This is a genomic window from Yersinia sp. Marseille-Q3913, assembly GCF_963892745.1.
In the GTDB taxonomy this organism is placed as follows: Bacteria; Pseudomonadota; Gammaproteobacteria; order Enterobacterales; family Enterobacteriaceae; genus Yersinia; species Yersinia bercovieri.
In genome coordinates, this window is record NZ_CAWQAF010000012.1 from 53,535 (window position 1) to 74,507 (window position 20,973).

The following is a 20,973-nucleotide window of genomic DNA, read 5'->3' on the forward strand; positions in this document are numbered from 1 at the left end:
ATTTCCATGCCACGTCGTCGTGTAATTGGTCAGCGTAAAATTTTACCAGATCCTAAGTTCGGATCTGAATTGCTGGCTAAATTTGTAAACATCCTGATGGTAGATGGTAAAAAATCTACTGCAGAAGCAATCGTCTATACCGCGCTGGAGACCCTGGCTCAGCGTTCTGGTAAAGATTTTCTGGAAGCTTTCGAAGTAGCTCTGGATAACGTGCGCCCGACTGTCGAAGTTAAGTCTCGCCGCGTTGGTGGTTCTACTTATCAGGTACCAGTTGAAGTTCGTCCGGTTCGTCGTAATGCCTTGGCAATGCGTTGGATCGTTGATGCTGCTCGTAAACGCGGTGATAAATCCATGGCTTTGCGCTTGGCGAATGAACTGTCTGACGCAGCAGAGAACAAAGGTTCTGCTGTTAAGAAACGTGAAGACGTTCACCGCATGGCCGAAGCTAACAAGGCGTTCGCCCACTACCGCTGGTAATTACCACGCAGTAGTCATGCTAACCATGCGGGCTGTCTTCTTGAAGCGCCCGCATGGGTTAACCGAATGAACGCCCTAGGAATAGAGGAATCAAATGGCTCGTAAAACACCCATTGAGCGCTATCGTAATATCGGTATCAGCGCTCACATCGACGCCGGTAAGACAACCACTACCGAACGTATCCTGTTTTACACCGGTGTAAATCATAAAATCGGTGAAGTTCATGACGGCGCAGCCACCATGGACTGGATGGAACAGGAGCAGGAGCGTGGTATTACCATTACTTCTGCGGCTACTACCTGCTTCTGGTCTGGTATGGCTAAACAGTTCGAACCACATCACGTCAATATCATTGACACCCCTGGACACGTTGACTTCACCATCGAAGTCGAACGTTCCATGCGTGTTCTTGACGGCGCGGTAATGGTTTACTGTGCAGTTGGTGGTGTTCAGCCACAGTCTGAGACCGTATGGCGTCAGGCGAATAAATATAAAGTTCCGCGTATCGCGTTCGTTAACAAAATGGACCGTATGGGCGCGAATTTCCTGAAAGTTGTTGGTCAGATTAAATCTCGTCTGGGCGCGAATCCAGTTCCATTGCAACTGGCTATCGGCGCAGAAGAGAAATTCACCGGTATTATTGACTTGGTGAAAATGAAAGCGATCAACTGGAACGAAGCCGATCAGGGCGTGACCTTCGAATACGAAGAGATCCCTGCTGATATGGCTGAGCTGGCTGCTGAATGGCACCAGAACCTGGTTGAATCTGCTGCAGAAGCGTCAGATGAGCTGATGGATAAGTACTTGGGCGGCGATGAGCTGACCGAAGAAGAGATCAAAAAAGCTCTGCGTAAACGCGTTCTGAACAACGAAATTATCTTGGTTACCTGTGGTTCTGCGTTTAAAAACAAAGGCGTACAGGCAATGCTGGATGCGGTTATCGAATATCTGCCTGCCCCGACTGACGTTGAAGCAATCAACGGTATTCTGGACGACGGTAAAGATACTCCGGCGGTTCGTCACTCATCTGACAAAGAGCCGTTCTCTGCGCTGGCATTTAAAATTGCTACCGACCCGTTTGTTGGTAACCTGACGTTCTTCCGTGTGTACTCTGGTATTGTAAATTCCGGTGACACCGTGCTGAACTCAGTTCGTTCACAGCGTGAGCGTCTGGGCCGTATCGTACAGATGCACGCAAACAAACGCGAAGAGATCAAAGAAGTTCATGCAGGCGACATCGCAGCAGCGATCGGTCTGAAAGATGTGACGACGGGTGACACTCTGTGTGATCCAGCTAATCCGATCATCTTGGAACGTATGGAGTTCCCAGAGCCAGTAATCTCCGTTGCTGTTGAACCAAAAACCAAAGCTGACCAAGAAAAAATGGGTATGGCTCTGGGTCGTCTGGCAAAAGAAGATCCATCATTCCGCGTTTGGACTGACGAAGAATCTGGTCAGACTATCATCGCTGGTATGGGTGAGTTGCACTTGGATATCCTGGTTGACCGTATGCGCCGCGAATTTAACGTGGAAGCAAACGTCGGTAAACCTCAGGTTGCATACCGTGAAACTATCCGCGACACCGTTAAGGACGTGGAAGGTAAGCACGCTAAGCAGTCAGGTGGTCGTGGTCAGTACGGTCATGTTGTTATCGACATGTCTCCGTTACCACCGGGTGGCGCTGGGTATGAATTCGTCAACGAAATCGTTGGTGGTTCTATTCCTAAAGAGTTCATCCCTGCTGTTGATAAAGGCATCCAGGAACAACTGAAATCTGGCCCTCTGGCAGGTTATCCGGTTGTTGACGTTAAAGTGCGTCTGCACTACGGTTCTTACCATGACGTCGACTCCTCAGAATTGGCATTTAAATTAGCCGGTTCTATCGCCTTTAAAGAAGGTTTCAGAAGAGCTAAACCAGTTCTGCTTGAGCCTATCATGAAGGTTGAAGTCGAAACCCCTGAAGATTACATGGGTGACGTAATGGGCGACCTTAACCGTCGTCGCGGTATCATCGAAGGTATGGAAGATACAGCTACCGGTAAAACCGTTCGTGTCAAGGTTCCGTTGTCTGAAATGTTCGGTTATGCTACTGACCTGCGTTCTCAGACTCAGGGCCGTGCTTCTTACTCCATGGAATTCCTGGAGTATGCTGAAGCACCTAGTAACGTCGCTAAAGCCGTTATCGAAGCCCGTGGCAAATAAGCTTTCGGGTTTAAAACAATGATCCAGTGCTCTCTCATAAGTGGGAGAGCACAAGAGTAAGGAATATAGTCGTGTCTAAAGAAAAATTTGAACGTAACAAACCCCATGTAAACGTCGGTACTATCGGCCACGTTGACCATGGTAAAACAACTCTGACTGCTGCAATCACCACCGTACTGGCTAAAACCTACGGCGGTAGTGCTCGTGCCTTCGATCAGATCGATAACGCACCAGAAGAAAAAGCACGTGGTATCACCATCAACACTTCTCACGTTGAATATGACACCCCGACTCGTCACTATGCGCACGTTGACTGCCCAGGGCATGCCGACTACGTTAAAAACATGATCACCGGTGCTGCTCAGATGGACGGCGCGATCCTGGTTGTTGCTGCAACTGATGGCCCTATGCCACAGACTCGTGAGCACATCCTGTTGGGCCGCCAGGTTGGCGTTCCATACATGATCGTATTCATGAACAAATGTGACATGGTTGATGATGAAGAGCTGCTGGAACTGGTAGAAATGGAAGTTCGTGAACTTCTTTCTGCTTACGATTTCCCAGGCGACGACATCCCAGTAATCAAAGGTTCAGCGCTGAAAGCACTGGAAGGCGTTCCTGAGTGGGAAGCTAAAATCATTGAACTGGCTGAAGCATTGGATAGCTACATTCCACTGCCAGAGCGTGCTATCGATAAGCCATTCTTGCTGCCTATCGAAGACGTATTCTCTATCTCAGGCCGTGGTACTGTTGTAACTGGTCGTGTAGAGCGCGGTATCGTTAAAGTTGGTGAAGAAGTAGAGATCGTTGGTATCAAAGATACTGTTAAATCTACTTGTACTGGCGTTGAAATGTTCCGCAAACTGCTGGACGAAGGTCGTGCTGGTGAGAACGTTGGTGTTCTGCTGCGTGGTATCAAACGTGAAGACATCGAACGTGGTCAAGTTCTGGCTAAACCAGGCTCAATCAAACCACACACTACCTTTGATTCAGAAGTTTATATTCTGAGCAAAGAAGAAGGCGGTCGTCATACTCCGTTCTTCAAAGGTTACCGTCCTCAGTTCTACTTCCGTACAACTGACGTAACAGGTACCATCGAACTGCCAGAAGGCGTTGAAATGGTGATGCCAGGTGACAACATCAACATGGTTGTTACTCTGATTCACCCAATCGCAATGGACGACGGCCTGCGTTTCGCAATCCGTGAAGGCGGCCGTACTGTAGGCGCTGGCGTTGTTGCTAAAGTTATCGCTTAATTGTTTTATTGATTAATTACTTTATTGATCGAGTAAAAGGGTGCTTCGGCACCCTTTTTTATTAATGTGTGACCCGTCCTGAATAATCTTAATTGAAATAACTCGTATTCTTATTTACACTTGAGAGATTGGTTAAGAAATGAGTCTCTCTATGTACGTTTGTCTGTGTAATGCGGTATCTGACAAAGTTATCCGTAAAGCCGTACGTCAGCACCATCCACATACCATTAAGCAGTTGCGTCAGCTAGTACCTATCGGTACAGATTGCGGAAAGTGCATTCGACAGGCCAGAGAAATCTTGATCGAGGAACGCGCTAACATTCCAGAAATGAATGATGTTGCCTAATAGTTAGTAGGGGTAAGTTTTCCCCACACTTTGCCATCTGGTACTACACTTTTAGTACTGGAAGCGGAGGGTATAACTATGAAAGGCGATAAAAAAATAATTTCACATCTCAATAAACTACTCGGAAACGAGCTGGTTGCTATCAATCAATATTTTCTTCATGCCCGAATTTTTAAAAATTGGGGGCTGATGCGCCTTAATGATAAGGAGTATCACGAATCCATTGATGAAATGAAGCATGCGGATAAATACATTGAGCGCATTTTATTTCTCGAAGGTATTCCTAACTTGCAAGACTTGGGCAAGTTGAATATCGGTGAAGATGTAGAAGAAATACTGAAATCTGATTTAGCGCTCGAGTTATCCGGGGCGAAGGACTTGCGCGAAGGTATTGCGTATGCCGATTCAATCCATGACTATGTCAGCCGAGATTTATTGAAAGAGATCTTGGCGGAAGAAGAGGGCCATATTGATTGGCTTGAAACAGAGCTCAGCCTGATCGAACGCCTAGGGATACAGAACTACTCACAGGCCCAGTTGGCGAAAGAATGACTATTATTCAGCTGCATAGCATAAGCTAAAGTGAGTATCCGTCAGGAACTCACTTTTTAAGTTTTAGAGTTTAGAATTTCCTACCCTCATCGGGTGCATCCCATTTTCTTTGGTAGATAACTCGTCAAGATAAGTTGGCTGATCGAGATAGCTGATTTGGAATTGAGCGCCGGCAGCCAAAGATGCCAACGACTTATCTTCAGGATAAGAGAGCAGCAATGGGAACAGTACTGCTTCCCCAATTATGGCTCTTCGACTCCGATCCGCTGGGCTTAATCCCCATATGTTTTGAAATGTTAAGGGATGTCCTTCTGCTGTATTACCGACATATAGCATTATATGTCCCTTAATATGAATCAGCGTCATAAAAGGGCGACCTCGGCTAGCCAGGAACTTTAAGCGATCCTCTGGTTTCTGGTCACTTAACTCAATGATTTTCCCCTGAGAGGGTTGCTGAGAAGAGTGAGTAGGCAGCCAAAAGCCAAAAGGTAGCATCAAATTCTTTAATTCGCTTGAGCAATCGTTATGGCCATATAACCCACCCCAACCATAAGGTTTTCCCAACCTACGTTTGATTAGCGATGAGAAATTTCGATAAGTTGCCGTGAATGGTAGGGAATGTATCTTATCAGGATGAACCTTAGCGACTGCAACCACAGCCTGTTGCTGATCATTTACCACAGGGATCAGAACATGTTGATCATCAAGCTGCGGAAAAAGACTGCCTATACTACCCAGCTTATAAACTCGAGATAACTTCGACCCAGCGAGCGATACATTGTCATCAATGATTGCGGCCATTTTCTGATGTGCAGCTTGTCGCCATTTGTGGATAAAAGTCTTATCAGTATAAGCAATCGCATTCGAAGGAACCCATCCCAGTACATCGGGGGTTAAAATAAACGTCCAAAGTCCATCAAGGGTATACCCTAGAATATAAACTGGCGTCGCCAAATGTAAATGGGTTTCTTGTAGGTTATCAAAAGGATAACCTTCACCTGCTATGGTGTCGCTATAAAAGCTAGGGTCAGACGTCGGTAAAACTCTCACTGAGGTATCAGTTATCGTAATTCCTCGTTTCTCTGGTTGAAAGCGTAACTTGTTGAACTGCGCGAACTGAATGTTATTACGAATAGTATTCAACCACTGAATTCCGTGGGGGCGATAATTGCTACCATAATTAATAATATCTTTTTGGTGGTATGCATTGTCGAAATCATCTAGCTTGCGTCTGATGTAGAGAGCGAGACTGTTTGCCCCACTTGGCTGCAAATGCATCTGGACATAACCCTCTTCCCAAGGGGAGGCGGCAGTCTGTATGCCACCAAAATAGTGCGCCAGTAGATTAGCTAATGCGCGCTGCTGTAGTTCTGCGGATACCAGAGGTTGATCATAACTAGGGCTATTTTCTGGAAACAAGTAAGAGATATTTTGTGTGTAAGCTTGTAGCGGAAACAGTGAACGTAACTCTGCTGCGACGGCGATGTTAGTGACGCAGCTTGCCATAAGCAATAAGATACTTTGACAGTGATAGAGGGCCATAAGATGAATCCTTTTGTGCGTATCGGTGAAATTCACCGTTCCACTTCCTGGCTTTGCCAGAATTCCTTTCAACCCAACCAATAGTAATCCTATGTGATAATAAATAAATTCACTAAAACTAACGTCATCTCGCCAGATTTGTAAGTTTCCGCATAGATTTCCAACAGTGGCTTGCTTCCTGCCGATATTTACGTATAATGCGCGGGCCTACCTAATATTGATAGGTCAGATTGAAACTAATCTGTCAGTCACAGCCTAGTGTTGTAACTGAACAATACTCCCGATATGGGGGTTATATGTTGAACGATTACACTCCCCCATCAATCGAAATGGGTGTGAGGAGTAATCATTTACGTTTATAAATAATTGGAGCTCTGGTCTCATGCAGAACCAAAGAATCCGTATCCGCCTGAAAGCGTTTGATCATCGTTTGATCGATCAATCAACTGCGGAAATCGTCGAGACTGCCAAGCGCACTGGTGCGCAGGTTCGTGGTCCGATCCCGCTGCCAACTCGCAAAGAGCGCTTTACTGTTCTGATCTCTCCGCACGTCAATAAAGATGCGCGCGATCAGTACGAAATTCGCACTCACAAGCGTCTAGTTGACATCGTTGAGCCAACCGAGAAAACCGTTGATGCTCTGATGCGTCTGGATCTGGCTGCCGGTGTAGACGTGCAGATCAGCCTGGGTTAATCAGGTCATTGAGCGATTGAGAGGTTGAAACAATGATTGGTTTAGTCGGTAAAAAAGTGGGCATGACTCGTATCTTCACTGAAGATGGCGTTTCAATCCCAGTAACTGTTATCGAAATTGAAGCGAACCGCGTAACTCAGGTCAAAAGCCTGGAGAATGACGGATACCGTGCTGTGCAAGTAACTACCGGTGCTAAAAAAGCTAACCGCGTTACTAAACCAGAAGCGGGTCATTTCGCTAAAGCTGGCGTAGAAGCTGGCCGTGGTCTGTGGGAATTCCGCCTTCCAGAAGGTCAAGAGTTTACTGCTGGTCAAGAAATTAGCGTCGAGATTTTTGCAGACGTTAAGAAAGTCGACGTTACAGGTACGTCTAAAGGTAAAGGTTTTGCCGGTACTGTTAAGCGCTGGAATTTCCGTACCCAAGATGCTACCCATGGTAACTCCTTGTCTCACCGTGTTCCGGGTTCTATCGGTCAAAACCAGACTCCGGGCAAAGTGTTCAAAGGCAAGAAAATGGCTGGCCACCTGGGTGACGAACGTGTAACCGTTCAAAGCCTGGACGTAGTACGTGTTGACGCTGAGCGCAACCTGCTGTTGGTTAAGGGTGCTGTACCGGGCGCAACCGGTGGCAACCTGATCGTTAAACCAGCTGTGAAGGCGTAAGGGGATAGCAATGGAATTAGTATTGAAAGACGCGCAAGGCGCGCTGACTGTTTCCGAAACTACCTTCGGTCGTGATTTCAACGAAGCGCTGGTACATCAGGTTGTTGTTGCTTATGCAGCAGGTGCCCGTCAAGGTACTCGTGCTCAGAAGACCCGCGCTGAAGTAACAGGTTCCGGTAAGAAGCCGTGGCGTCAAAAAGGTACCGGCCGTGCGCGTGCAGGTTCTGTAAAGAGCCCAATCTGGCGTTCAGGTGGTGTGACCTTTGCTGCGAAGCCTCAGGATCACAGTCAGAAAGTAAATAAAAAGATGTACCGCGGCGCGCTGAAAAGCATTCTGTCCGAACTGGTACGTCAAGATCGTCTGATCATTGTCGAAAAGTTCTCTGTTGAAGCACCTAAAACTAAGTTGCTGGCGCAGAAACTGAAAGATATGGCTCTGGAAGATGTGCTGATCGTAACGGGTGAACTGGACGAGAACTTGTTCTTGGCAGCTCGCAACCTGTACAAGGTTGACGTTCGCGATGTAGCCGGTATCGACCCAGTTAGCCTGATCGCCTTCGACAAGGTGGTTATGACTGCTGATGCTGTGAAGCAAGTTGAGGAGATGCTGGCATGATTCGTGAAGAACGTCTGCTGAAAGTACTGCGCGCGCCGCATGTATCTGAAAAAGCGTCCGCTGCGATGGAAAAGAATAACACCATCGTTCTCAAAGTTGCCAAAGACGCGACCAAAGCAGAAATTAAAGCTGCAGTGCAGAAACTGTTTGAAGTCGAAGTCGAAGACGTTAACACCTTGCTGGTTAAAGGCAAGAGTAAGCGTCACGGTCAGCGTGTTGGTCGTCGTAGCGACTGGAAAAAAGCTTACGTCACCCTGAAAGAAGGCCAGAATCTGGACTTCATCGGCGGCGCAGAGTAAGTCGGAGGAGTAAACAATGGCAATTGTTAAATGTAAACCTACATCTCCGGGTCGTCGCCACGTTGTTAAAGTGGTTAACCCTGAGCTGCACAAGGGTAAGCCTTATGCCCCGTTGCTTGAAGCATTAAGCAAAAGCGGTGGCCGTAACAACAATGGCCGTATCACTACCCGTCATATCGGTGGTGGCCACAAGCAACATTATCGTCTGGTTGACTTCAAACGCAACAAAGATGGTATCCCTGCTGTGGTTGAGCGTCTGGAGTACGATCCGAACCGTTCCGCGAACATCGCGTTGGTTCTGTACAAAGACGGCGAACGCCGTTACATCCTGGCGCCGAAAGGCCTGAAAGCTGGTGACCAGATTCAATCTGGCGTTGATGCTGCAATTAAAGCAGGTAATACCCTGCCTATGCGTAACATCCCAGTTGGTTCAACGGTTCATAACGTAGAAATGAAACCAGGTAAAGGCGGCCAATTGGCTCGTTCTGCTGGTGCATACGTTCAGATCGTTGCTCGTGACGGTTCCTACGTTACTCTGCGTCTGCGCTCCGGCGAAATGCGCAAGGTTCTAGCTGATTGCCGCGCCACCTTAGGTGAAGTCGGTAACGCTGAACATATGCTGCGTGTCCTGGGTAAAGCAGGTGCTAGTCGTTGGCGTGGTATTCGTCCTACCGTTCGCGGTACGGCGATGAACCCGGTAGATCACCCACACGGTGGTGGTGAAGGTCGTAACTTTGGTAAGCACCCGGTAACCCCGTGGGGCGTTCAGACCAAAGGTAAGAAGACCCGTAGCAACAAGCGTACTGATAAGTTCATCGTACGTCGCCGTAGTAAAAAATAATTAGAGGATAAGCCATGCCACGTTCTCTCAAGAAAGGTCCCTTCATTGACCTGCACTTGCTGAAGAAGGTAGAGAAAGCGGTGGAAAGCGGAGACAAGAAGCCAATTCGGACTTGGTCCCGTCGTTCAACGGTCTTTCCAAATATGATCGGTTTGACCATCGCTGTCCATAATGGTCGTCAGCACGTTCCTGTATTTGTTTCCGATGAAATGGTCGGTCACAAATTGGGTGAATTCGCGCCGACCCGTACTTATCGCGGCCATGCGGCCGATAAAAAGGCTAAAAAGCGCTAAGGTAGGAGGAAGAGATGGAAACTATCGCTAAACATCGCCACGCTCGTTCTTCTGCTCAGAAGGTTCGCTTGGTAGCGGACCTGATTCGCGGTAAGAAAGTGTCGCAAGCTCTGGAAACTCTGGCCTATACCAACAAGAAAGCTGCTGGTTTGGTTAAGAAAGTGCTGGAGTCTGCCATTGCTAACGCAGAACACAACGATGGCGCTGACATCGATGATCTGAAAGTCACGAAGATCTTCGTAGACGAAGGCCCTAGCATGAAGCGCATTATGCCGCGTGCAAAAGGTCGTGCAGATCGCATCCTGAAGCGCACCAGCCACATTACTGTGGTTGTGTCCGATCGCTGAGACTCTGGAGACTAGCAATGGGTCAGAAAGTACATCCTAATGGTATTCGACTAGGTATTGTCAAAGCTTGGAACTCTACCTGGTACGCAAATACCAAAGAATTCGCTGACAACCTGGACAGCGACTTTAAAGTTCGCCAATTCTTGACTAAAGAATTAGCGAAAGCTTCCGTTTCTCGCATCGTTATCGAGCGTCCAGCGAAGAGCATCCGTGTGACTATTCACACCGCTCGTCCTGGCATCGTTATCGGCAAGAAAGGTGAAGATGTCGAAAAACTGCGTAAGGTCGTAGCGGATATCGCTGGCGTTCCTGCACAGATTAACATCGCCGAAGTCCGTAAACCGGAACTGGACGCAAAATTGGTTGCTGACAGCATCACTTCACAGCTGGAACGTCGCGTTATGTTCCGTCGTGCTATGAAGCGTGCTGTACAGAACGCAATGCGTCTTGGCGCTAAAGGTATCAAAGTTGAAGTAAGCGGCCGCCTTGGCGGTGCTGAAATCGCGCGTACCGAATGGTACCGTGAAGGTCGTGTTCCGTTGCATACACTGCGTGCGGATATCGATTACAACACATCTGAAGCGCACACCACTTATGGTGTAATCGGCGTAAAGGTATGGATCTTCAAAGGTGAGATCTTGGGTGGTATGGCTGCTGTTGAACAACCGGAACCGGCTGCTCAACCTAAAAAGCAGCAGCGTAAAGGCCGCAAGTAAGGAGAATCGCTGATGTTACAACCAAAGCGTACAAAATTCCGTAAGATGCACAAAGGCCGTAACCGTGGCCTTGCGCAAGGTACGGATGTTAGCTTCGGTGAGTTCGGCCTGAAAGCTTGTGGCCGTTGCCGCCTGACGGCTCGTCAAATCGAAGCAGCCCGTCGTGCGATGACACGTGCAATTAAGCGTCAAGGTAAGGTCTGGATCCGTGTATTCCCGGACAAACCGATCACCGAGAAGCCGCTCGAAGTACGTATGGGTAAAGGTAAGGGTAACGTAGAGTATTGGGTTGCCCTGATCCAGCCAGGAAAAGTTTTATTTGAAATGGCTGGTGTGCCGGAAGAAACTGCTCGCGAAGCATTTAAGCTCGCTGCAGCGAAACTGCCTGTAGGAACCACCTTTGTAACTAAGACGGTGATGTAATGAAAGCACAAGAGCTGCGTGAAAAAAGCGTTGAAGAGCTGAACACTGAGCTGCTCAACCTGCTGCGTGAGCAATTTAATTTGCGCATGCAGGCGGCTAGTGGCCAGCTGCAACAAACTCACCTGTCGAAACAAGTGCGCCGTAATATCGCACGTGTTAAGACTTTACTGACTGAAAAGGCGGGTGCGTAATGACTGACCAAATCCGTACTCTGCAAGGTCGCGTAGTTAGTGACAAAATGGAGAAATCCATGGTTGTTGCTATCGAACGTGTGGTGAAGCACCCGATTTACGGGAAATTCATCCGTCGTACGACGAAATTGCATGTACATGACGAGAACAATGAATGTGGTATCGGTGACGTGGTAGAAATCCGCGAATGCCGTCCACTGTCAAAGACTAAGTCTTGGACGCTTGTTCGCGTTGTAGAGAAAGCGATTCTGTAATAGAGTAGCTGACTCGAACATAATAAGCGGCTCAGAAAGTGGGCCGCTTATTTTTTCTACCCACTTTTTCCTATCAAAGGATGTGGAACCGGTGTTATAATGCCGCGCCCTCATTAGTGGGGCTTTTAAACGACCTATTCTGGGTCCTAAAGTAGTAGTTGACATTAGCGGAGCACTAACATGATCCAAGAACAGACTATGCTGAACGTGGCCGACAACTCCGGTGCACGTCGCGTAATGTGTATCAAGGTTCTAGGTGGCTCGCACCGTCGCTACGCAGGCATCGGCGACATCATCAAGATCACCATCAAGGAAGCAATTCCTCGTGGCAAGGTGAAGAAAGGCGATGTTCTGAAGGCGGTAGTGGTGCGCACCAAGAAGGGTGTACGTCGCCCGGACGGTTCTGTCATTCGCTTCGATGGTAACGCTTGTGTTATTTTAAATAATAACAGCGAGCAGCCAATCGGCACGCGTATTTTTGGGCCGGTAACTCGTGAACTGCGTAATGAGAAGTTCATGAAAATTATCTCTCTGGCACCAGAAGTACTCTAAGGAGCGAACCATGGCAGCGAAAATCCGTCGTGATGACGAAGTTATCGTGCTAACCGGGAAAGACAAAGGTAAGCGCGGTAAAGTAAAGAATGTCCTGTCTGCTGGTAAGGTCATTGTTGAAGGTATCAACCTGGTTAAAAAACATCAGAAGCCGGTTCCGGCCCTGAACCAACCAGGTGGCATTGTTGAAAAAGAAGCTGCAATTCAAGTTTCCAACCTTGCGCTGTTCAACGCGACAACCGGTAAGGCTGACCGTGTAGGCTTTAGATTCGAAGACGGCAAAAAAGTCCGTTTCTTTAAATCTAACAGCGAAACTATCAAGTAATTTGGAGTAATACGATGGCGAAACTGCATGATTACTACAAAGACGAGGTGGTCAAACAACTGATGTCTCAGTTTGGCTACAACTCTGTCATGCAAGTCCCTCGGGTCGAGAAGATCACCCTGAACATGGGTGTTGGTGAAGCGATCGCTGACAAGAAACTGCTGGATAATGCAGCAGCTGACTTGGCAGCTATCTCCGGCCAAAAGCCGTTTATCACCAAAGCACGCAAATCTGTTGCAGGCTTCAAAATCCGTCAGGGCTATCCGATCGGCTGTAAAGTAACCCTGCGTGGCGAACGCATGTGGGAATTCTTTGAGCGTCTGATTACCATTGCTGTTCCGCGTATCCGTGACTTCCGTGGCTTGTCCGCTAAGTCATTCGATGGTCGTGGAAACTACAGCATGGGTGTGCGCGAGCAGATCATCTTCCCGGAAATCGACTACGATAAAGTCGATCGTGTACGTGGTTTGGATATTACCATTACCACTACTGCGAAATCCGATGATGAAGGCCGTGCATTGTTGGCTGCTTTTAAATTCCCATTCCGCAAGTAAGGTAGGGTTACTGATGGCTAAGCAATCAATGAAAGCACGCGAAGTCGTTCGCGTGAAACTAGCTAACAAATACCGCGCTCAACGCGAGGAATTAAAAGCTATTATCTCTGGTGTGAACTCATCCGACGAAGATCGTTGGAATGCTGTTCTGAAGCTGCAGTCTCTGCCGCGTGATTCCAGCCCGTCCCGTCAGCGTAACCGCTGCAACCAAACTGGTCGTCCGCATGGTTTCCTGCGGAAGTTCGGGTTGAGCCGTATTAAAGTCCGTGAAACCGCAATGCGCGGTGAAATCCCGGGCCTTAAAAAGGCTAGCTGGTAATTGTCACCAATTGAATCACGGGAGTAAAGACAGATGAGCATGCAAGATCCGATCGCGGATATGCTGACCCGTATCCGTAACGGTCAAGCCGCAAACAAAGTTGCGGTCACCATGCCTTCCTCCAAGCTGAAAGTGGCAATTGCCAACGTTCTGAAGGAAGAAGGCTTTATTGAAGATTTTAAAATCGAAGGCGACACTAAGCCTACTTTGGAATTAGCACTTAAGTATTTCCAGGGCAAGGCAGTGGTAGAAAGCATTCAACGTATCAGCCGTCCAGGTCTGCGCATCTATAAGAAAAAAGATGAGCTGCCAAAAGTTATGGCCGGTTTGGGTATCGCTGTTATTTCTACCTCTAAAGGTGTTATGACCGATCGTGCAGCTCGCCAAGCTGGTCTTGGTGGCGAGATTATCTGCTACGTAGCTTAATTCGGGAGGAAAGAATGTCTCGTGTTGCAAAAGCACCCGTCGTCATTCCTGCCGGCGTAGAGGTAAAACTCAACGGTCAGGTTATTTCGATAAAGGGTAAGAACGGCGAGCTGACTCGTACCGTCCATAGCGCTGTTGAAGTTAAGCAAGAAGATAATACATTGACTTTCGCTCCACGCGAAGGCGCTGTAGACGGTTGGGCCCAAGCGGGTACCACTCGTGCACTGCTTAACGCAATGGTCGTTGGTGTTACCGAAGGCTTCACTAAGAAGCTTCAACTGGTAGGCGTAGGTTACCGTGCCGCAGTTAAAGGCAACGTGGTGAATTTAGCCTTAGGCTTCTCTCATCCAGTTGACCATGAATTGCCGGCTGGCATCACTGCCGAATGCCCGACCCAAACTGAAATCGTGCTGAAAGGCGCTGATAAGCAGGTGATTGGTCAGGTTGCAGCAGATTTGCGTGCCTACCGTCGTCCTGAGCCTTATAAAGGCAAGGGTGTCCGTTACGCCGACGAAGTCGTGCGTACCAAAGAGGCTAAGAAGAAGTAAGGTAACACTATGGATAAGAAAGCAGCTCGTATCCGTCGTGCGACCCGCGCACGCCGCAAGCTCAAAGAACTGGGTGCGACTCGCCTGGTGGTACATCGTACCCCACGCCATATTTACGCGCAGGTTATTGCACCAAACGGTTCTGAAATTTTGGTAGCAGCTTCTACTGTAGAAAAAGCTATCAATGAGCAATTGAAGTACGCCGGCAACAAAGATGCCGCCGCAGCTGTAGGTAAAGCTGTTGCAGAGCGCGCATTGGAAAAAGGGATCACGAAAGTATCCTTTGACCGTTCCGGTTTCCAATATCATGGTCGAGTCCAGGCACTGGCAGATGCTGCCCGTGAAGCTGGCCTTCAGTTCTAAGGTAGAGGTGTAAGATGTCACACATCGAAAAACAAGCTGGCGAACTGCAGGAAAAGCTGATCGCGGTAAACCGCGTATCTAAAACCGTAAAAGGTGGCCGTATTTTCAGCTTTACCGCACTGACAGTAGTTGGTGATGGTAACGGTCGCGTTGGTTTTGGCTACGGCAAAGCACGCGAAGTTCCGGCAGCGATCCAGAAAGCGATGGAAAAAGCCCGTCGCGCTATGATTAATGTTGCTTTGGATAACGGTACTCTGCAGCACCCAGTTAAAGGTGCTCACACGGGTTCTCGTGTATTCATGCAACCAGCTTCTGAAGGTACCGGTATTATTGCCGGTGGTGCAATGCGCGCCGTCTTGGAAGTTGCAGGGGTTCATAACGTATTGGCCAAGGCATATGGTTCTACTAACCCGATCAACGTGGTTCGTGCAACTATTTTAGCTCTGGAAGATATGAAATCCCCAGAAATGGTCGCTGCCAAGCGTGGTAAGTCCGTCGAAGAAATTCTAGGGAAATAACCATGGCAAAGACTATTAAAGTAACTCAAACAAAAAGCAGTATCGGTCGTTTGCCGAAACACAAGGCAACTCTGATCGGTTTAGGTCTGCGTCGTATTGGTCATACTGTAGAGCGTGAGGATACTCCCGCTGTACGTGGTATGGTCAACTTGGTTTCCTACATGGTTAAAGTTGAGGAGTAACAGATGCGTTTAAATACTCTGTCTCCGGCTGAAGGTGCCAAGCATGCGCCGAAGCGTGTAGGTCGTGGTATCGGTTCTGGCCTGGGTAAAACTGCTGGTCGTGGTCACAAAGGTCAGAACTCACGTTCTGGCGGTGGCGTACGTCGTGGTTTTGAAGGTGGTCAGATGCCTTTATATCGTCGTTTGCCGAAATTCGGCTTCACCTCTCGCAAAGCTATGATCACAGCAGAAGTTCGTCTGTCTGAACTGGCTTTAGTGGAAGGCGACGTAATCGACCTGAACACGCTGAAAGCCGCTAACGTTGTTGGTACCCAGATTGAGTTCGCGAAAGTTATGCTTTCAGGCGAAATCACTCGTGCGGTAACTCTTCGTGGTCTGCGTGTCACCAAAGGCGCTCGTGCTGCTATCGAAGCTGCTGGCGGTAAAATTGAGGAATAAGTAGCAGATGGCTAAGCAACCAGGATTAGATTTTCAAAGTGCTAAAGGCGGATTAGGCGAACTGAAGCGCAGACTTTTGTTTGTTATCGGTGCGCTTATTGTTTTCCGTATCGGCTCTTTTATTCCGATTCCTGGTATCGATGCCACTGTGCTTGCTAAATTGCTCGAGCAGCAGAGAGGGACCATCATTGAAATGTTTAACATGTTCTCTGGTGGTGCTCTCAGTCGTGCTTCTATCTTTGCCTTGGGTATCATGCCGTATATTTCGGCATCAATTATTATCCAGCTGTTAACGGTGGTTCATCCAGCGTTAGCAGAAATTAAGAAAGAAGGGGAAGCTGGCCGTCGTAAGATTAGCCAGTACACCCGTTATGGCACGTTGGTATTGGCTATATTCCAATCGATCGGTATTGCTACCGGTCTACCGAATATGCCTGGGATGCAAGGTCTGGTAATCAATCCAGGCTTTGCTTTCTATTTTACCGCTGTTGTTAGCTTGGTCACCGGGACAATGTTCCTGATGTGGCTTGGCGAACAGATTACTGAGCGTGGTATCGGTAACGGTATTTCAATCATAATCTTTGCTGGTATTGTTGCTGGTCTACCACCTGCAATAGCCCATACCATCGAGCAAGCTCGGCAAGGCGACCTGCACTTCCTCCTGTTGCTGTTGGTTGCAGTATTAGTGTTTGCAGTAACCTTCTTCGTTGTTTTCATTGAACGTGGTCAACGTCGTATCGTCGTTAACTATGCTAAACGTCAACAAGGTCGTCGTGTTTATGCAGCACAGAGCACACACTTACCGTTGAAAGTGAACATGGCCGGGGTTATCCCAGCAATCTTTGCTTCCAGCATAATTCTGTTCCCTGCCACGATTGCATCATGGTTTGGGGGCGGGACAGGTTGGAACTGGCTGACGACTATTTCGATGTATTTGCAGCCAGGACAGCCGCTTTATGTGTTACTCTATGCGTCTGCAATCATCTTCTTCTGTTTCTTCTACACGGCGCTAGTTTTCAACCCGCGTGAAACAGCAGATAACCTGAAGAAGTCCGGTGCATTCGTGCCAGGAATTCGTCCGGGAGAGCAAACGGCGAAGTACATCGATAAAGTAATGACGCGTCTAACCTTAATTGGTGCGATGTATATTACTTTCATCTGCCTGATCCCGGAGTTCATGCGTGACGCGATGAAAGTACCATTTTACTTTGGTGGTACCTCCCTACTTATCGTAGTGGTGGTCATCATGGACTTTATGGCTCAAGTGCAAACTCTGATGATGTCGAGTCAATACGAGTCTGCATTGAAGAAAGCAAACCTGAAAGGCTATAACCGCTAATCAGGGATGTTTGAGAAGTTACGGAGAGTAAAAATGAAAGTTCGTGCTTCCGTCAAGAAATTATGTCGTAACTGCAAAATTGTTAAGCGTAACGGTGTCGTTCGCGTAATCTGCAGTGCCGAACCAAAGCATAAACAGCGTCAAGGCTGATTTATCTTGCATATTTTTCTTGCAAAGTTGGGTTGAGCTGGCTAGATTAGCCAGCCAATCTTTTGTATGTGACTGCAATGCTATTTGAGTATCCTGAAAACGGGCTTTTCAGAATGGTATTGCTGTATAAAATAGTAGGAGTGCATAGTGGCCCGTATAGCAGGCATTAACATTCCTGATCAGAAACATACCGTTATCGCATTGACTGCGATCTACGGCATCGGTAAAACTCGCTCACAGGCTATCTGTGTTGCAGCGGGTATTGCTGAAAATGTTAAGATCAGTGAGCTGTCTGAAGAGCAAATCGAGAAGCTGCGTGACGAAGTTGCCAAGTACGTTGTAGAAGGTGATCTGCGTCGTGAGGTGACCCTGAGCATCAAGCGTCTGATGGACCTTGGGACTTATCGTGGTTTGCGTCATCGTCGTGGTCTACCAGTTCGCGGTCAGCGTACTAAGACCAACGCACGTACCCGTAAGGGTCCGCGTAAACCGATCAAGAAATAATCGGGGTGATTGAATAATGGCAAAGGCACCTATTCGTGCACGTAAGCGTGTAAGAAAGACAGTCTCTGACGGTGTGGCTCATATCCATGCTTCTTTCAACAACACCATCGTTACCATTACAGATCGTCAAGGTAACGCATTGGGTTGGGCAACAGCAGGTGGTTCCGGTTTCCGTGGATCTCGTAAGTCTACTCCGTTCGCAGCGCAAGTTGCAGCAGAGCGCTGCGCTGACGCAGTGAAAGAATACGGTATCAAGAATCTGGAAGTTATGGTTAAAGGACCTGGTCCGGGCCGTGAGTCTACTATCCGTGCGTTAAACGCGGCTGGTTTCCGCATCACTAATATTACTGATGTGACTCCGATCCCTCATAACGGTTGTCGTCCGCCGAAAAAGCGCCGCGTATAACGCTGCTTTTAGGTTTGTTGGAGAGAGAAAATGGCAAGATATTTGGGGCCTAAGCTCAAGCTGAGCCGTCGTGAGGGCACAGACTTATTCCTTAAGTCTGGCGTTCGTGCGATTGACACCAAGTGTAAGATCGAACAACCACCTGGCCAGCACGGTGCGCGTAAACCGCGTCTGTCTGACTACGGTGTGCAGTTACGTGAAAAGCAAAAAGTTCGCCGTATCTATGGTGTTCTAGAACGTCAATTCCGTAACTACTATAAAGAAGCAGCACGTCTGAAAGGCAACACTGGTGCAAACCTGTTGCAACTGCTGGAAGGTCGTCTGGATAACGTAGTTTACCGTATGGGCTTTGGCGCAACTCGTGCTGAATCACGTCAGCTGGTTAGTCATAAAGCTATCATGGTAAATGGTCGCGTTGTTAACATCGCTTCTTATCAGGTATCTCCGAATGACGTAGTCAGCATCCGTGAGAAAGCTAAAAAGCAGTCTCGTGTTAAGGCAGCTTTGGAGCTGGCTGAGCAGCGTGAAAAGCCGACTTGGCTGGAAGTTGATGCTGTCAAGATGGAAGGTGTGTTCAAACGTATTCCTGAACGTACTGATCTGTCTGCGGACATTAATGAACACCTGATCGTCGAGCTTTACTCCAAGTAAAGCTTAGTACCAAAGAGAGGACACAATGCAGGGTTCTGTGACAGAGTTTCTAAAACCGCGCCTGGTAGATATCGAGCAAGTCAGTTCGACGCACGCCAAGGTGACCCTTGAGCCGTTAGAGCGTGGCTTTGGCCATACTCTCGGCAACGCACTGCGCCGTATTCTGCTTTCATCTATGCCGGGTTGCGCGGTGACCGAGGTTGAGATTGATGGTGTACTGCATGAGTACAGCACCAAAGAAGGCGTACAGGAAGATATCCTGGAGATCCTGCTCAACCTGAAAGGGCTGGCGGTGAGAGTTCAGGGTAAAGATGAAGTTATTCTTACCCTGAATAAGTCTGGCATTGGCCCTGTGACTGCAGCCGATATCACCCATGATGGTGATGTCGAAATCGTCAAGCCGCAGCACGTTATCTGCCACCTGACCGATGAAAACGCATCTATTAGTATGCGTATCAAAGTTCAACGTGGTCGTGGTTATGTGCCGGCTTCTGCCCGAATTCATTCGGAAGAAGATGAGCGCCCGATTGGTCGTCTGTTAGTAGACGCATGCTATAGCCCTGTAGAGCGTATTGCCTACAATGTTGAAGCAGCGCGTGTAGAACAGCGTACCGACCTGGACAAGTTGGTTATCGAGATGGAAACCAATGGTACGATCGATCCTGAAGAGGCGATCCGCCGTGCGGCAACTATCTTGGCTGAACAGCTTGAAGCTTTCGTTGACCTACGTGATGTACGTCAGCCGGAAGTTAAAGAAGAGAAGCCAGAGTTTGATCCGATCCTGCTGCGCCCTGTTGACGATCTGGAATTGACTGTCCGCTCTGCTAACTGCCTCAAGGCAGAAGCTATCCACTACATCGGTGATCTGGTACAGCGTACCGAGGTTGAGTTGCTGAAAACGCCGAACCTGGGTAAAAAATCTCTTACTGAGATTAAAGACGTGCTCGCTTCACGTGGTCTTTCTTTAGGCATGCGCCTAGAAAATTGGCCGCCAGCTAGCATTGCTGACGAGTAACCGGATCACAGGTTAAGGTTTTACTGAGAAGGATAAGGTCATGCGCCATCGTAAGAGTGGTCGTCAACTGAACCGTAACAGCAGCCATCGCCAGGCTATGTTCCGTAACATGGCCGGCTCTTTGGTTCGTCATGAGATAATCAAGACGACCCTGCCGAAAGCGAAAGAGCTGCGTCGCGTTGTTGAGCCGCTGATTACTCTTGCCAAGACCGACAGCGTAGCTAATCGTCGTCTGGCATTCGCCCGTACTCGTGATAACGAGATCGTGGCAAAACTGTTTAACGAGCTAGGCCCGCGTTTCGCGAGCCGCGCCGGTGGTTACACTCGCATTCTTAAGTGTGGCTTCCGTGCAGGCGACAACGCACCGATGGCTTACATCGAGTTAGTTGATCGTGCTGCATCGCAAGCAGAAGTAGTTGCTGCAGAGTAATCTGTAAACGCGTAAAAAAACCGGGCTTGCCCGGTTTTTTTACGTCTATAATTCAATGACGTAATTCATACCCTCGTGCTTTGCCTCTTTTCCCCCTATTATTTATCCGTGAGTCCATTAATCTTAACTAACCTTCAATTTTGAAAGGTCTTCTCTCTGAGGTGGATATGGCATTAATTGATGAATGGGTTGAAAGACACATTATTCAAGCCCTGGAAAATGGCGAGCTCGATAATCTGCCAGGAAATGGGAAGCCGCTACAACTCGATGATGATGCCTTTGTTCCTCTCGATCTGAGAGTTGGGTATAGATTACTGAAAAATGCAGGATACCTTCCTCCTCAATTGCAAGACCGTCAGGAAGCACTTACTATTGTTGACTTGTTATCACAGCTAGAAAAGCAGCATGATGATCATGTAAAACTGCATAAGCGGTTGTTCTTGCTAGAGATGCGACTGAGACAAGCGGGAATTAGCACTGATTTTCTGCATCTAGAGTATCAACATAAAGTGGCTGATAAGCTGTTAAAAGAGGGATAAGT

At 48.1% G+C, this 20,973-nt stretch carries 35 protein-coding genes; 34 read left to right on the top strand and 1 reads right to left on the bottom strand.

All coding sequences use genetic code 11. The features are described from left to right. Nucleotides 1-6 precede the first annotated feature (6 nt). The 5 genes from rpsG to bfr all read left to right on the top strand — a co-directional run bounded on the left by rpsG (nt 7) and on the right by bfr (nt 4,834). Complete coding sequence (rpsG, locus tag AACW11_RS07105) at nt 7-477, top strand: 30S ribosomal protein S7 (protein ID WP_002212324.1); 471 nt, start codon at nt 7-9, stop codon at nt 475-477. Between the two features lie 94 nt (nt 478-571). Beyond that, nucleotides 572-2,680, top strand: coding sequence for an elongation factor G (gene fusA, locus AACW11_RS07110; RefSeq protein ID WP_212586275.1), 2,109 nt, complete (start codon nt 572-574; stop codon nt 2,678-2,680). A 71-nt stretch (nt 2,681-2,751) separates the two neighbouring features. After that, nucleotides 2,752-3,936: an elongation factor Tu gene (tuf, locus tag AACW11_RS07115; RefSeq protein ID WP_005271793.1), complete on the top strand. Its 1,185-nt coding sequence runs from the start codon at nt 2,752-2,754 to the stop codon at nt 3,934-3,936. Between the two features lie 151 nt (nt 3,937-4,087). Continuing rightward, nucleotides 4,088-4,282 carry a bacterioferritin-associated ferredoxin gene (gene bfd / locus AACW11_RS07120; RefSeq protein ID WP_005186233.1) on the top strand — a complete coding sequence of 65 codons (195 nt, stop codon included), beginning with the start codon at nt 4,088-4,090 and terminating at the stop codon, nt 4,280-4,282. Nucleotides 4,283-4,360: 78 nt separating this feature from the next. After that, complete coding sequence (gene bfr, locus AACW11_RS07125; RefSeq protein WP_212586276.1) at nt 4,361-4,834, top strand: bacterioferritin; 474 nt, start codon at nt 4,361-4,363, stop codon at nt 4,832-4,834. A 63-nt stretch (nt 4,835-4,897) separates the two neighbouring features. Here bfr and AACW11_RS07130 read toward each other — a convergent pair whose 3' ends face one another. Continuing rightward, nucleotides 4,898-6,376, bottom strand: a complete 1,479-nt coding sequence (locus AACW11_RS07130; protein WP_212586277.1) for an SH3 domain-containing protein — start codon at nt 6,374-6,376, stop codon at nt 4,898-4,900. 382 nt (nt 6,377-6,758) lie between these two features. Between AACW11_RS07130 and rpsJ the strand changes: the two genes are divergently transcribed. The 29 genes from rpsJ (at nt 6,759) to AACW11_RS07275 (ending at nt 20,971) form a co-directional block, all read left to right on the top strand. Then, complete coding sequence (gene rpsJ / locus AACW11_RS07135; protein ID WP_001181005.1) at nt 6,759-7,070, top strand: 30S ribosomal protein S10; 312 nt, start codon at nt 6,759-6,761, stop codon at nt 7,068-7,070. A 32-nt stretch (nt 7,071-7,102) separates the two neighbouring features. Next, nucleotides 7,103-7,732: a 50S ribosomal protein L3 gene (gene rplC, locus AACW11_RS07140; protein WP_004709250.1), complete on the top strand. Its 630-nt coding sequence runs from the start codon at nt 7,103-7,105 to the stop codon at nt 7,730-7,732. 10 nt (nt 7,733-7,742) lie between these two features. Then, nucleotides 7,743-8,348 carry a 50S ribosomal protein L4 gene (gene rplD, locus AACW11_RS07145; protein ID WP_004716380.1) on the top strand — a complete coding sequence of 202 codons (606 nt, stop codon included), beginning with the start codon at nt 7,743-7,745 and terminating at the stop codon, nt 8,346-8,348. After that, complete coding sequence (gene rplW, locus AACW11_RS07150) at nt 8,345-8,647, top strand: 50S ribosomal protein L23 (RefSeq protein ID WP_005159841.1); 303 nt, start codon at nt 8,345-8,347, stop codon at nt 8,645-8,647. Before rplD ends, rplW begins: the two co-directional genes overlap by 4 nt. 16 nt (nt 8,648-8,663) lie before the next feature. Next, complete coding sequence (gene rplB, locus AACW11_RS07155) at nt 8,664-9,488, top strand: 50S ribosomal protein L2 (RefSeq protein ID WP_005271802.1); 825 nt, start codon at nt 8,664-8,666, stop codon at nt 9,486-9,488. A 14-nt stretch (nt 9,489-9,502) separates the two neighbouring features. Further along, nucleotides 9,503-9,781, top strand: coding sequence for a 30S ribosomal protein S19 (gene rpsS, locus AACW11_RS07160; RefSeq protein ID WP_002213430.1), 279 nt, complete (start codon nt 9,503-9,505; stop codon nt 9,779-9,781). A gap of 14 nt (nt 9,782-9,795) precedes the next feature. Continuing rightward, nucleotides 9,796-10,128 carry a 50S ribosomal protein L22 gene (gene rplV, locus AACW11_RS07165; RefSeq protein WP_004391423.1) on the top strand — a complete coding sequence of 111 codons (333 nt, stop codon included), beginning with the start codon at nt 9,796-9,798 and terminating at the stop codon, nt 10,126-10,128. A 17-nt stretch (nt 10,129-10,145) separates the two neighbouring features. Next, entirely contained in the window at nt 10,146-10,844 is a 699-nt protein-coding gene (gene rpsC / locus AACW11_RS07170; RefSeq protein ID WP_002221644.1) for a 30S ribosomal protein S3, read from the top strand. 12 nt (nt 10,845-10,856) lie between these two features. After that, entirely contained in the window at nt 10,857-11,267 is a 411-nt protein-coding gene (rplP, locus tag AACW11_RS07175) for a 50S ribosomal protein L16 (RefSeq protein ID WP_002218940.1), read from the top strand. Beyond that, entirely contained in the window at nt 11,267-11,458 is a 192-nt protein-coding gene (gene rpmC, locus AACW11_RS07180; protein ID WP_005159843.1) for a 50S ribosomal protein L29, read from the top strand. The genes rplP and rpmC overlap by 1 nt, the downstream gene beginning before the upstream one ends. Beyond that, nucleotides 11,458-11,712, top strand: coding sequence for a 30S ribosomal protein S17 (rpsQ, locus tag AACW11_RS07185; RefSeq protein ID WP_002228135.1), 255 nt, complete (start codon nt 11,458-11,460; stop codon nt 11,710-11,712). The genes rpmC and rpsQ overlap by 1 nt, the downstream gene beginning before the upstream one ends. Nucleotides 11,713-11,892: 180 nt before the next feature. After that, nucleotides 11,893-12,264 (top strand): 50S ribosomal protein L14, encoded by a 372-nt coding sequence (gene rplN / locus AACW11_RS07190; protein ID WP_002213325.1) that lies wholly within the window; start codon nt 11,893-11,895, stop codon nt 12,262-12,264. A 10-nt stretch (nt 12,265-12,274) separates the two neighbouring features. Further along, on the top strand, nt 12,275-12,589 hold the full coding sequence (gene rplX / locus AACW11_RS07195) for a 50S ribosomal protein L24 (protein WP_004875104.1): 315 nt from the start codon (nt 12,275-12,277) through the stop codon (nt 12,587-12,589). Nucleotides 12,590-12,603: 14 nt separating this feature from the next. Next, on the top strand, nt 12,604-13,143 hold the full coding sequence (gene rplE / locus AACW11_RS07200; RefSeq protein WP_004391419.1) for a 50S ribosomal protein L5: 540 nt from the start codon (nt 12,604-12,606) through the stop codon (nt 13,141-13,143). A 13-nt stretch (nt 13,144-13,156) separates the two neighbouring features. Continuing rightward, entirely contained in the window at nt 13,157-13,462 is a 306-nt protein-coding gene (gene rpsN, locus AACW11_RS07205; protein WP_004391418.1) for a 30S ribosomal protein S14, read from the top strand. A 33-nt stretch (nt 13,463-13,495) separates the two neighbouring features. Continuing rightward, on the top strand, nt 13,496-13,888 hold the full coding sequence (gene rpsH / locus AACW11_RS07210; protein WP_019213301.1) for a 30S ribosomal protein S8: 393 nt from the start codon (nt 13,496-13,498) through the stop codon (nt 13,886-13,888). Nucleotides 13,889-13,902: 14 nt separating this feature from the next. After that, entirely contained in the window at nt 13,903-14,436 is a 534-nt protein-coding gene (gene rplF / locus AACW11_RS07215; protein ID WP_005271806.1) for a 50S ribosomal protein L6, read from the top strand. Nucleotides 14,437-14,445: 9 nt separating this feature from the next. Further along, nucleotides 14,446-14,799, top strand: coding sequence for a 50S ribosomal protein L18 (rplR, locus tag AACW11_RS07220; RefSeq protein WP_004391413.1), 354 nt, complete (start codon nt 14,446-14,448; stop codon nt 14,797-14,799). Between the two features lie 14 nt (nt 14,800-14,813). Continuing rightward, nucleotides 14,814-15,317 (top strand): 30S ribosomal protein S5, encoded by a 504-nt coding sequence (gene rpsE / locus AACW11_RS07225; protein ID WP_004875101.1) that lies wholly within the window; start codon nt 14,814-14,816, stop codon nt 15,315-15,317. A 2-nt stretch (nt 15,318-15,319) separates the two neighbouring features. Beyond that, on the top strand, nt 15,320-15,499 hold the full coding sequence (gene rpmD / locus AACW11_RS07230) for a 50S ribosomal protein L30 (RefSeq protein WP_002213339.1): 180 nt from the start codon (nt 15,320-15,322) through the stop codon (nt 15,497-15,499). 3 nt (nt 15,500-15,502) lie between these two features. Continuing rightward, complete coding sequence (gene rplO, locus AACW11_RS07235) at nt 15,503-15,937, top strand: 50S ribosomal protein L15 (protein ID WP_004391411.1); 435 nt, start codon at nt 15,503-15,505, stop codon at nt 15,935-15,937. Nucleotides 15,938-15,944: 7 nt separating this feature from the next. Continuing rightward, nucleotides 15,945-17,276 carry a preprotein translocase subunit SecY gene (gene secY / locus AACW11_RS07240; protein WP_002213344.1) on the top strand — a complete coding sequence of 444 codons (1,332 nt, stop codon included), beginning with the start codon at nt 15,945-15,947 and terminating at the stop codon, nt 17,274-17,276. 33 nt (nt 17,277-17,309) lie between these two features. Continuing rightward, entirely contained in the window at nt 17,310-17,426 is a 117-nt protein-coding gene (rpmJ, locus tag AACW11_RS07245) for a 50S ribosomal protein L36 (RefSeq protein ID WP_002227352.1), read from the top strand. Nucleotides 17,427-17,573: 147 nt separating this feature from the next. Continuing rightward, entirely contained in the window at nt 17,574-17,930 is a 357-nt protein-coding gene (gene rpsM / locus AACW11_RS07250) for a 30S ribosomal protein S13 (RefSeq protein ID WP_004702348.1), read from the top strand. A 16-nt stretch (nt 17,931-17,946) separates the two neighbouring features. Then, nucleotides 17,947-18,336 carry a 30S ribosomal protein S11 gene (gene rpsK, locus AACW11_RS07255; protein WP_004709234.1) on the top strand — a complete coding sequence of 130 codons (390 nt, stop codon included), beginning with the start codon at nt 17,947-17,949 and terminating at the stop codon, nt 18,334-18,336. A gap of 30 nt (nt 18,337-18,366) precedes the next feature. After that, on the top strand, nt 18,367-18,987 hold the full coding sequence (rpsD, locus tag AACW11_RS07260) for a 30S ribosomal protein S4 (protein ID WP_002218949.1): 621 nt from the start codon (nt 18,367-18,369) through the stop codon (nt 18,985-18,987). Nucleotides 18,988-19,012: 25 nt separating this feature from the next. Next, nucleotides 19,013-20,002: a DNA-directed RNA polymerase subunit alpha gene (locus AACW11_RS07265; protein ID WP_002438685.1), complete on the top strand. Its 990-nt coding sequence runs from the start codon at nt 19,013-19,015 to the stop codon at nt 20,000-20,002. 40 nt (nt 20,003-20,042) lie between these two features. Then, nucleotides 20,043-20,432 (top strand): 50S ribosomal protein L17, encoded by a 390-nt coding sequence (gene rplQ / locus AACW11_RS07270; RefSeq protein ID WP_004391407.1) that lies wholly within the window; start codon nt 20,043-20,045, stop codon nt 20,430-20,432. Between the two features lie 167 nt (nt 20,433-20,599). After that, the gene (locus AACW11_RS07275) at nt 20,600-20,971 is read left to right on the top strand and encodes a DnaJ family domain-containing protein (protein ID WP_212586278.1); all 372 of its coding nucleotides are present in this window, start codon (nt 20,600-20,602) and stop codon (nt 20,969-20,971) included. Nucleotides 20,972-20,973 lie beyond the last annotated feature (2 nt).

Coding starts and splice junctions, on each gene's coding strand:
- rpsD (WP_002218949.1), top strand. CDS start 18,367: ATGGCAAGATATTTGGGGCCTAAGCTCAAGCTGAGCCGTCGTGAGGGC.
- rpsS (WP_002213430.1), top strand. CDS start 9,503: ATGCCACGTTCTCTCAAGAAAGGTCCCTTCATTGACCTGCACTTGCTG.
- rplR (WP_004391413.1), top strand. CDS start 14,446: ATGGATAAGAAAGCAGCTCGTATCCGTCGTGCGACCCGCGCACGCCGC.
- rpmJ (WP_002227352.1), top strand. CDS start 17,310: ATGAAAGTTCGTGCTTCCGTCAAGAAATTATGTCGTAACTGCAAAATT.
- rpsK (WP_004709234.1), top strand. CDS start 17,947: ATGGCAAAGGCACCTATTCGTGCACGTAAGCGTGTAAGAAAGACAGTC.
- rplO (WP_004391411.1), top strand. CDS start 15,503: ATGCGTTTAAATACTCTGTCTCCGGCTGAAGGTGCCAAGCATGCGCCG.
- rplN (WP_002213325.1), top strand. CDS start 11,893: ATGATCCAAGAACAGACTATGCTGAACGTGGCCGACAACTCCGGTGCA.
- rpsG (WP_002212324.1), top strand. CDS start 7: ATGCCACGTCGTCGTGTAATTGGTCAGCGTAAAATTTTACCAGATCCT.
- rpmC (WP_005159843.1), top strand. CDS start 11,267: ATGAAAGCACAAGAGCTGCGTGAAAAAAGCGTTGAAGAGCTGAACACT.
- AACW11_RS07275 (WP_212586278.1), top strand. CDS start 20,600: ATGGCATTAATTGATGAATGGGTTGAAAGACACATTATTCAAGCCCTG.
- rplW (WP_005159841.1), top strand. CDS start 8,345: ATGATTCGTGAAGAACGTCTGCTGAAAGTACTGCGCGCGCCGCATGTA.
- rpsN (WP_004391418.1), top strand. CDS start 13,157: ATGGCTAAGCAATCAATGAAAGCACGCGAAGTCGTTCGCGTGAAACTA.
- bfd (WP_005186233.1), top strand. CDS start 4,088: ATGTACGTTTGTCTGTGTAATGCGGTATCTGACAAAGTTATCCGTAAA.
- rplC (WP_004709250.1), top strand. CDS start 7,103: ATGATTGGTTTAGTCGGTAAAAAAGTGGGCATGACTCGTATCTTCACT.
- AACW11_RS07130 (WP_212586277.1), bottom strand. CDS start 6,376: ATGGCCCTCTATCACTGTCAAAGTATCTTATTGCTTATGGCAAGCTGC.
- rpsJ (WP_001181005.1), top strand. CDS start 6,759: ATGCAGAACCAAAGAATCCGTATCCGCCTGAAAGCGTTTGATCATCGT.
- rpsQ (WP_002228135.1), top strand. CDS start 11,458: ATGACTGACCAAATCCGTACTCTGCAAGGTCGCGTAGTTAGTGACAAA.
- rpmD (WP_002213339.1), top strand. CDS start 15,320: ATGGCAAAGACTATTAAAGTAACTCAAACAAAAAGCAGTATCGGTCGT.
- rplX (WP_004875104.1), top strand. CDS start 12,275: ATGGCAGCGAAAATCCGTCGTGATGACGAAGTTATCGTGCTAACCGGG.
- fusA (WP_212586275.1), top strand. CDS start 572: ATGGCTCGTAAAACACCCATTGAGCGCTATCGTAATATCGGTATCAGC.
- rplE (WP_004391419.1), top strand. CDS start 12,604: ATGGCGAAACTGCATGATTACTACAAAGACGAGGTGGTCAAACAACTG.
- bfr (WP_212586276.1), top strand. CDS start 4,361: ATGAAAGGCGATAAAAAAATAATTTCACATCTCAATAAACTACTCGGA.
- rplP (WP_002218940.1), top strand. CDS start 10,857: ATGTTACAACCAAAGCGTACAAAATTCCGTAAGATGCACAAAGGCCGT.
- secY (WP_002213344.1), top strand. CDS start 15,945: ATGGCTAAGCAACCAGGATTAGATTTTCAAAGTGCTAAAGGCGGATTA.
- rpsE (WP_004875101.1), top strand. CDS start 14,814: ATGTCACACATCGAAAAACAAGCTGGCGAACTGCAGGAAAAGCTGATC.
- rplD (WP_004716380.1), top strand. CDS start 7,743: ATGGAATTAGTATTGAAAGACGCGCAAGGCGCGCTGACTGTTTCCGAA.
- rplV (WP_004391423.1), top strand. CDS start 9,796: ATGGAAACTATCGCTAAACATCGCCACGCTCGTTCTTCTGCTCAGAAG.
- rplQ (WP_004391407.1), top strand. CDS start 20,043: ATGCGCCATCGTAAGAGTGGTCGTCAACTGAACCGTAACAGCAGCCAT.
- rplF (WP_005271806.1), top strand. CDS start 13,903: ATGTCTCGTGTTGCAAAAGCACCCGTCGTCATTCCTGCCGGCGTAGAG.
- rplB (WP_005271802.1), top strand. CDS start 8,664: ATGGCAATTGTTAAATGTAAACCTACATCTCCGGGTCGTCGCCACGTT.
- AACW11_RS07265 (WP_002438685.1), top strand. CDS start 19,013: ATGCAGGGTTCTGTGACAGAGTTTCTAAAACCGCGCCTGGTAGATATC.
- rpsC (WP_002221644.1), top strand. CDS start 10,146: ATGGGTCAGAAAGTACATCCTAATGGTATTCGACTAGGTATTGTCAAA.
- rpsH (WP_019213301.1), top strand. CDS start 13,496: ATGAGCATGCAAGATCCGATCGCGGATATGCTGACCCGTATCCGTAAC.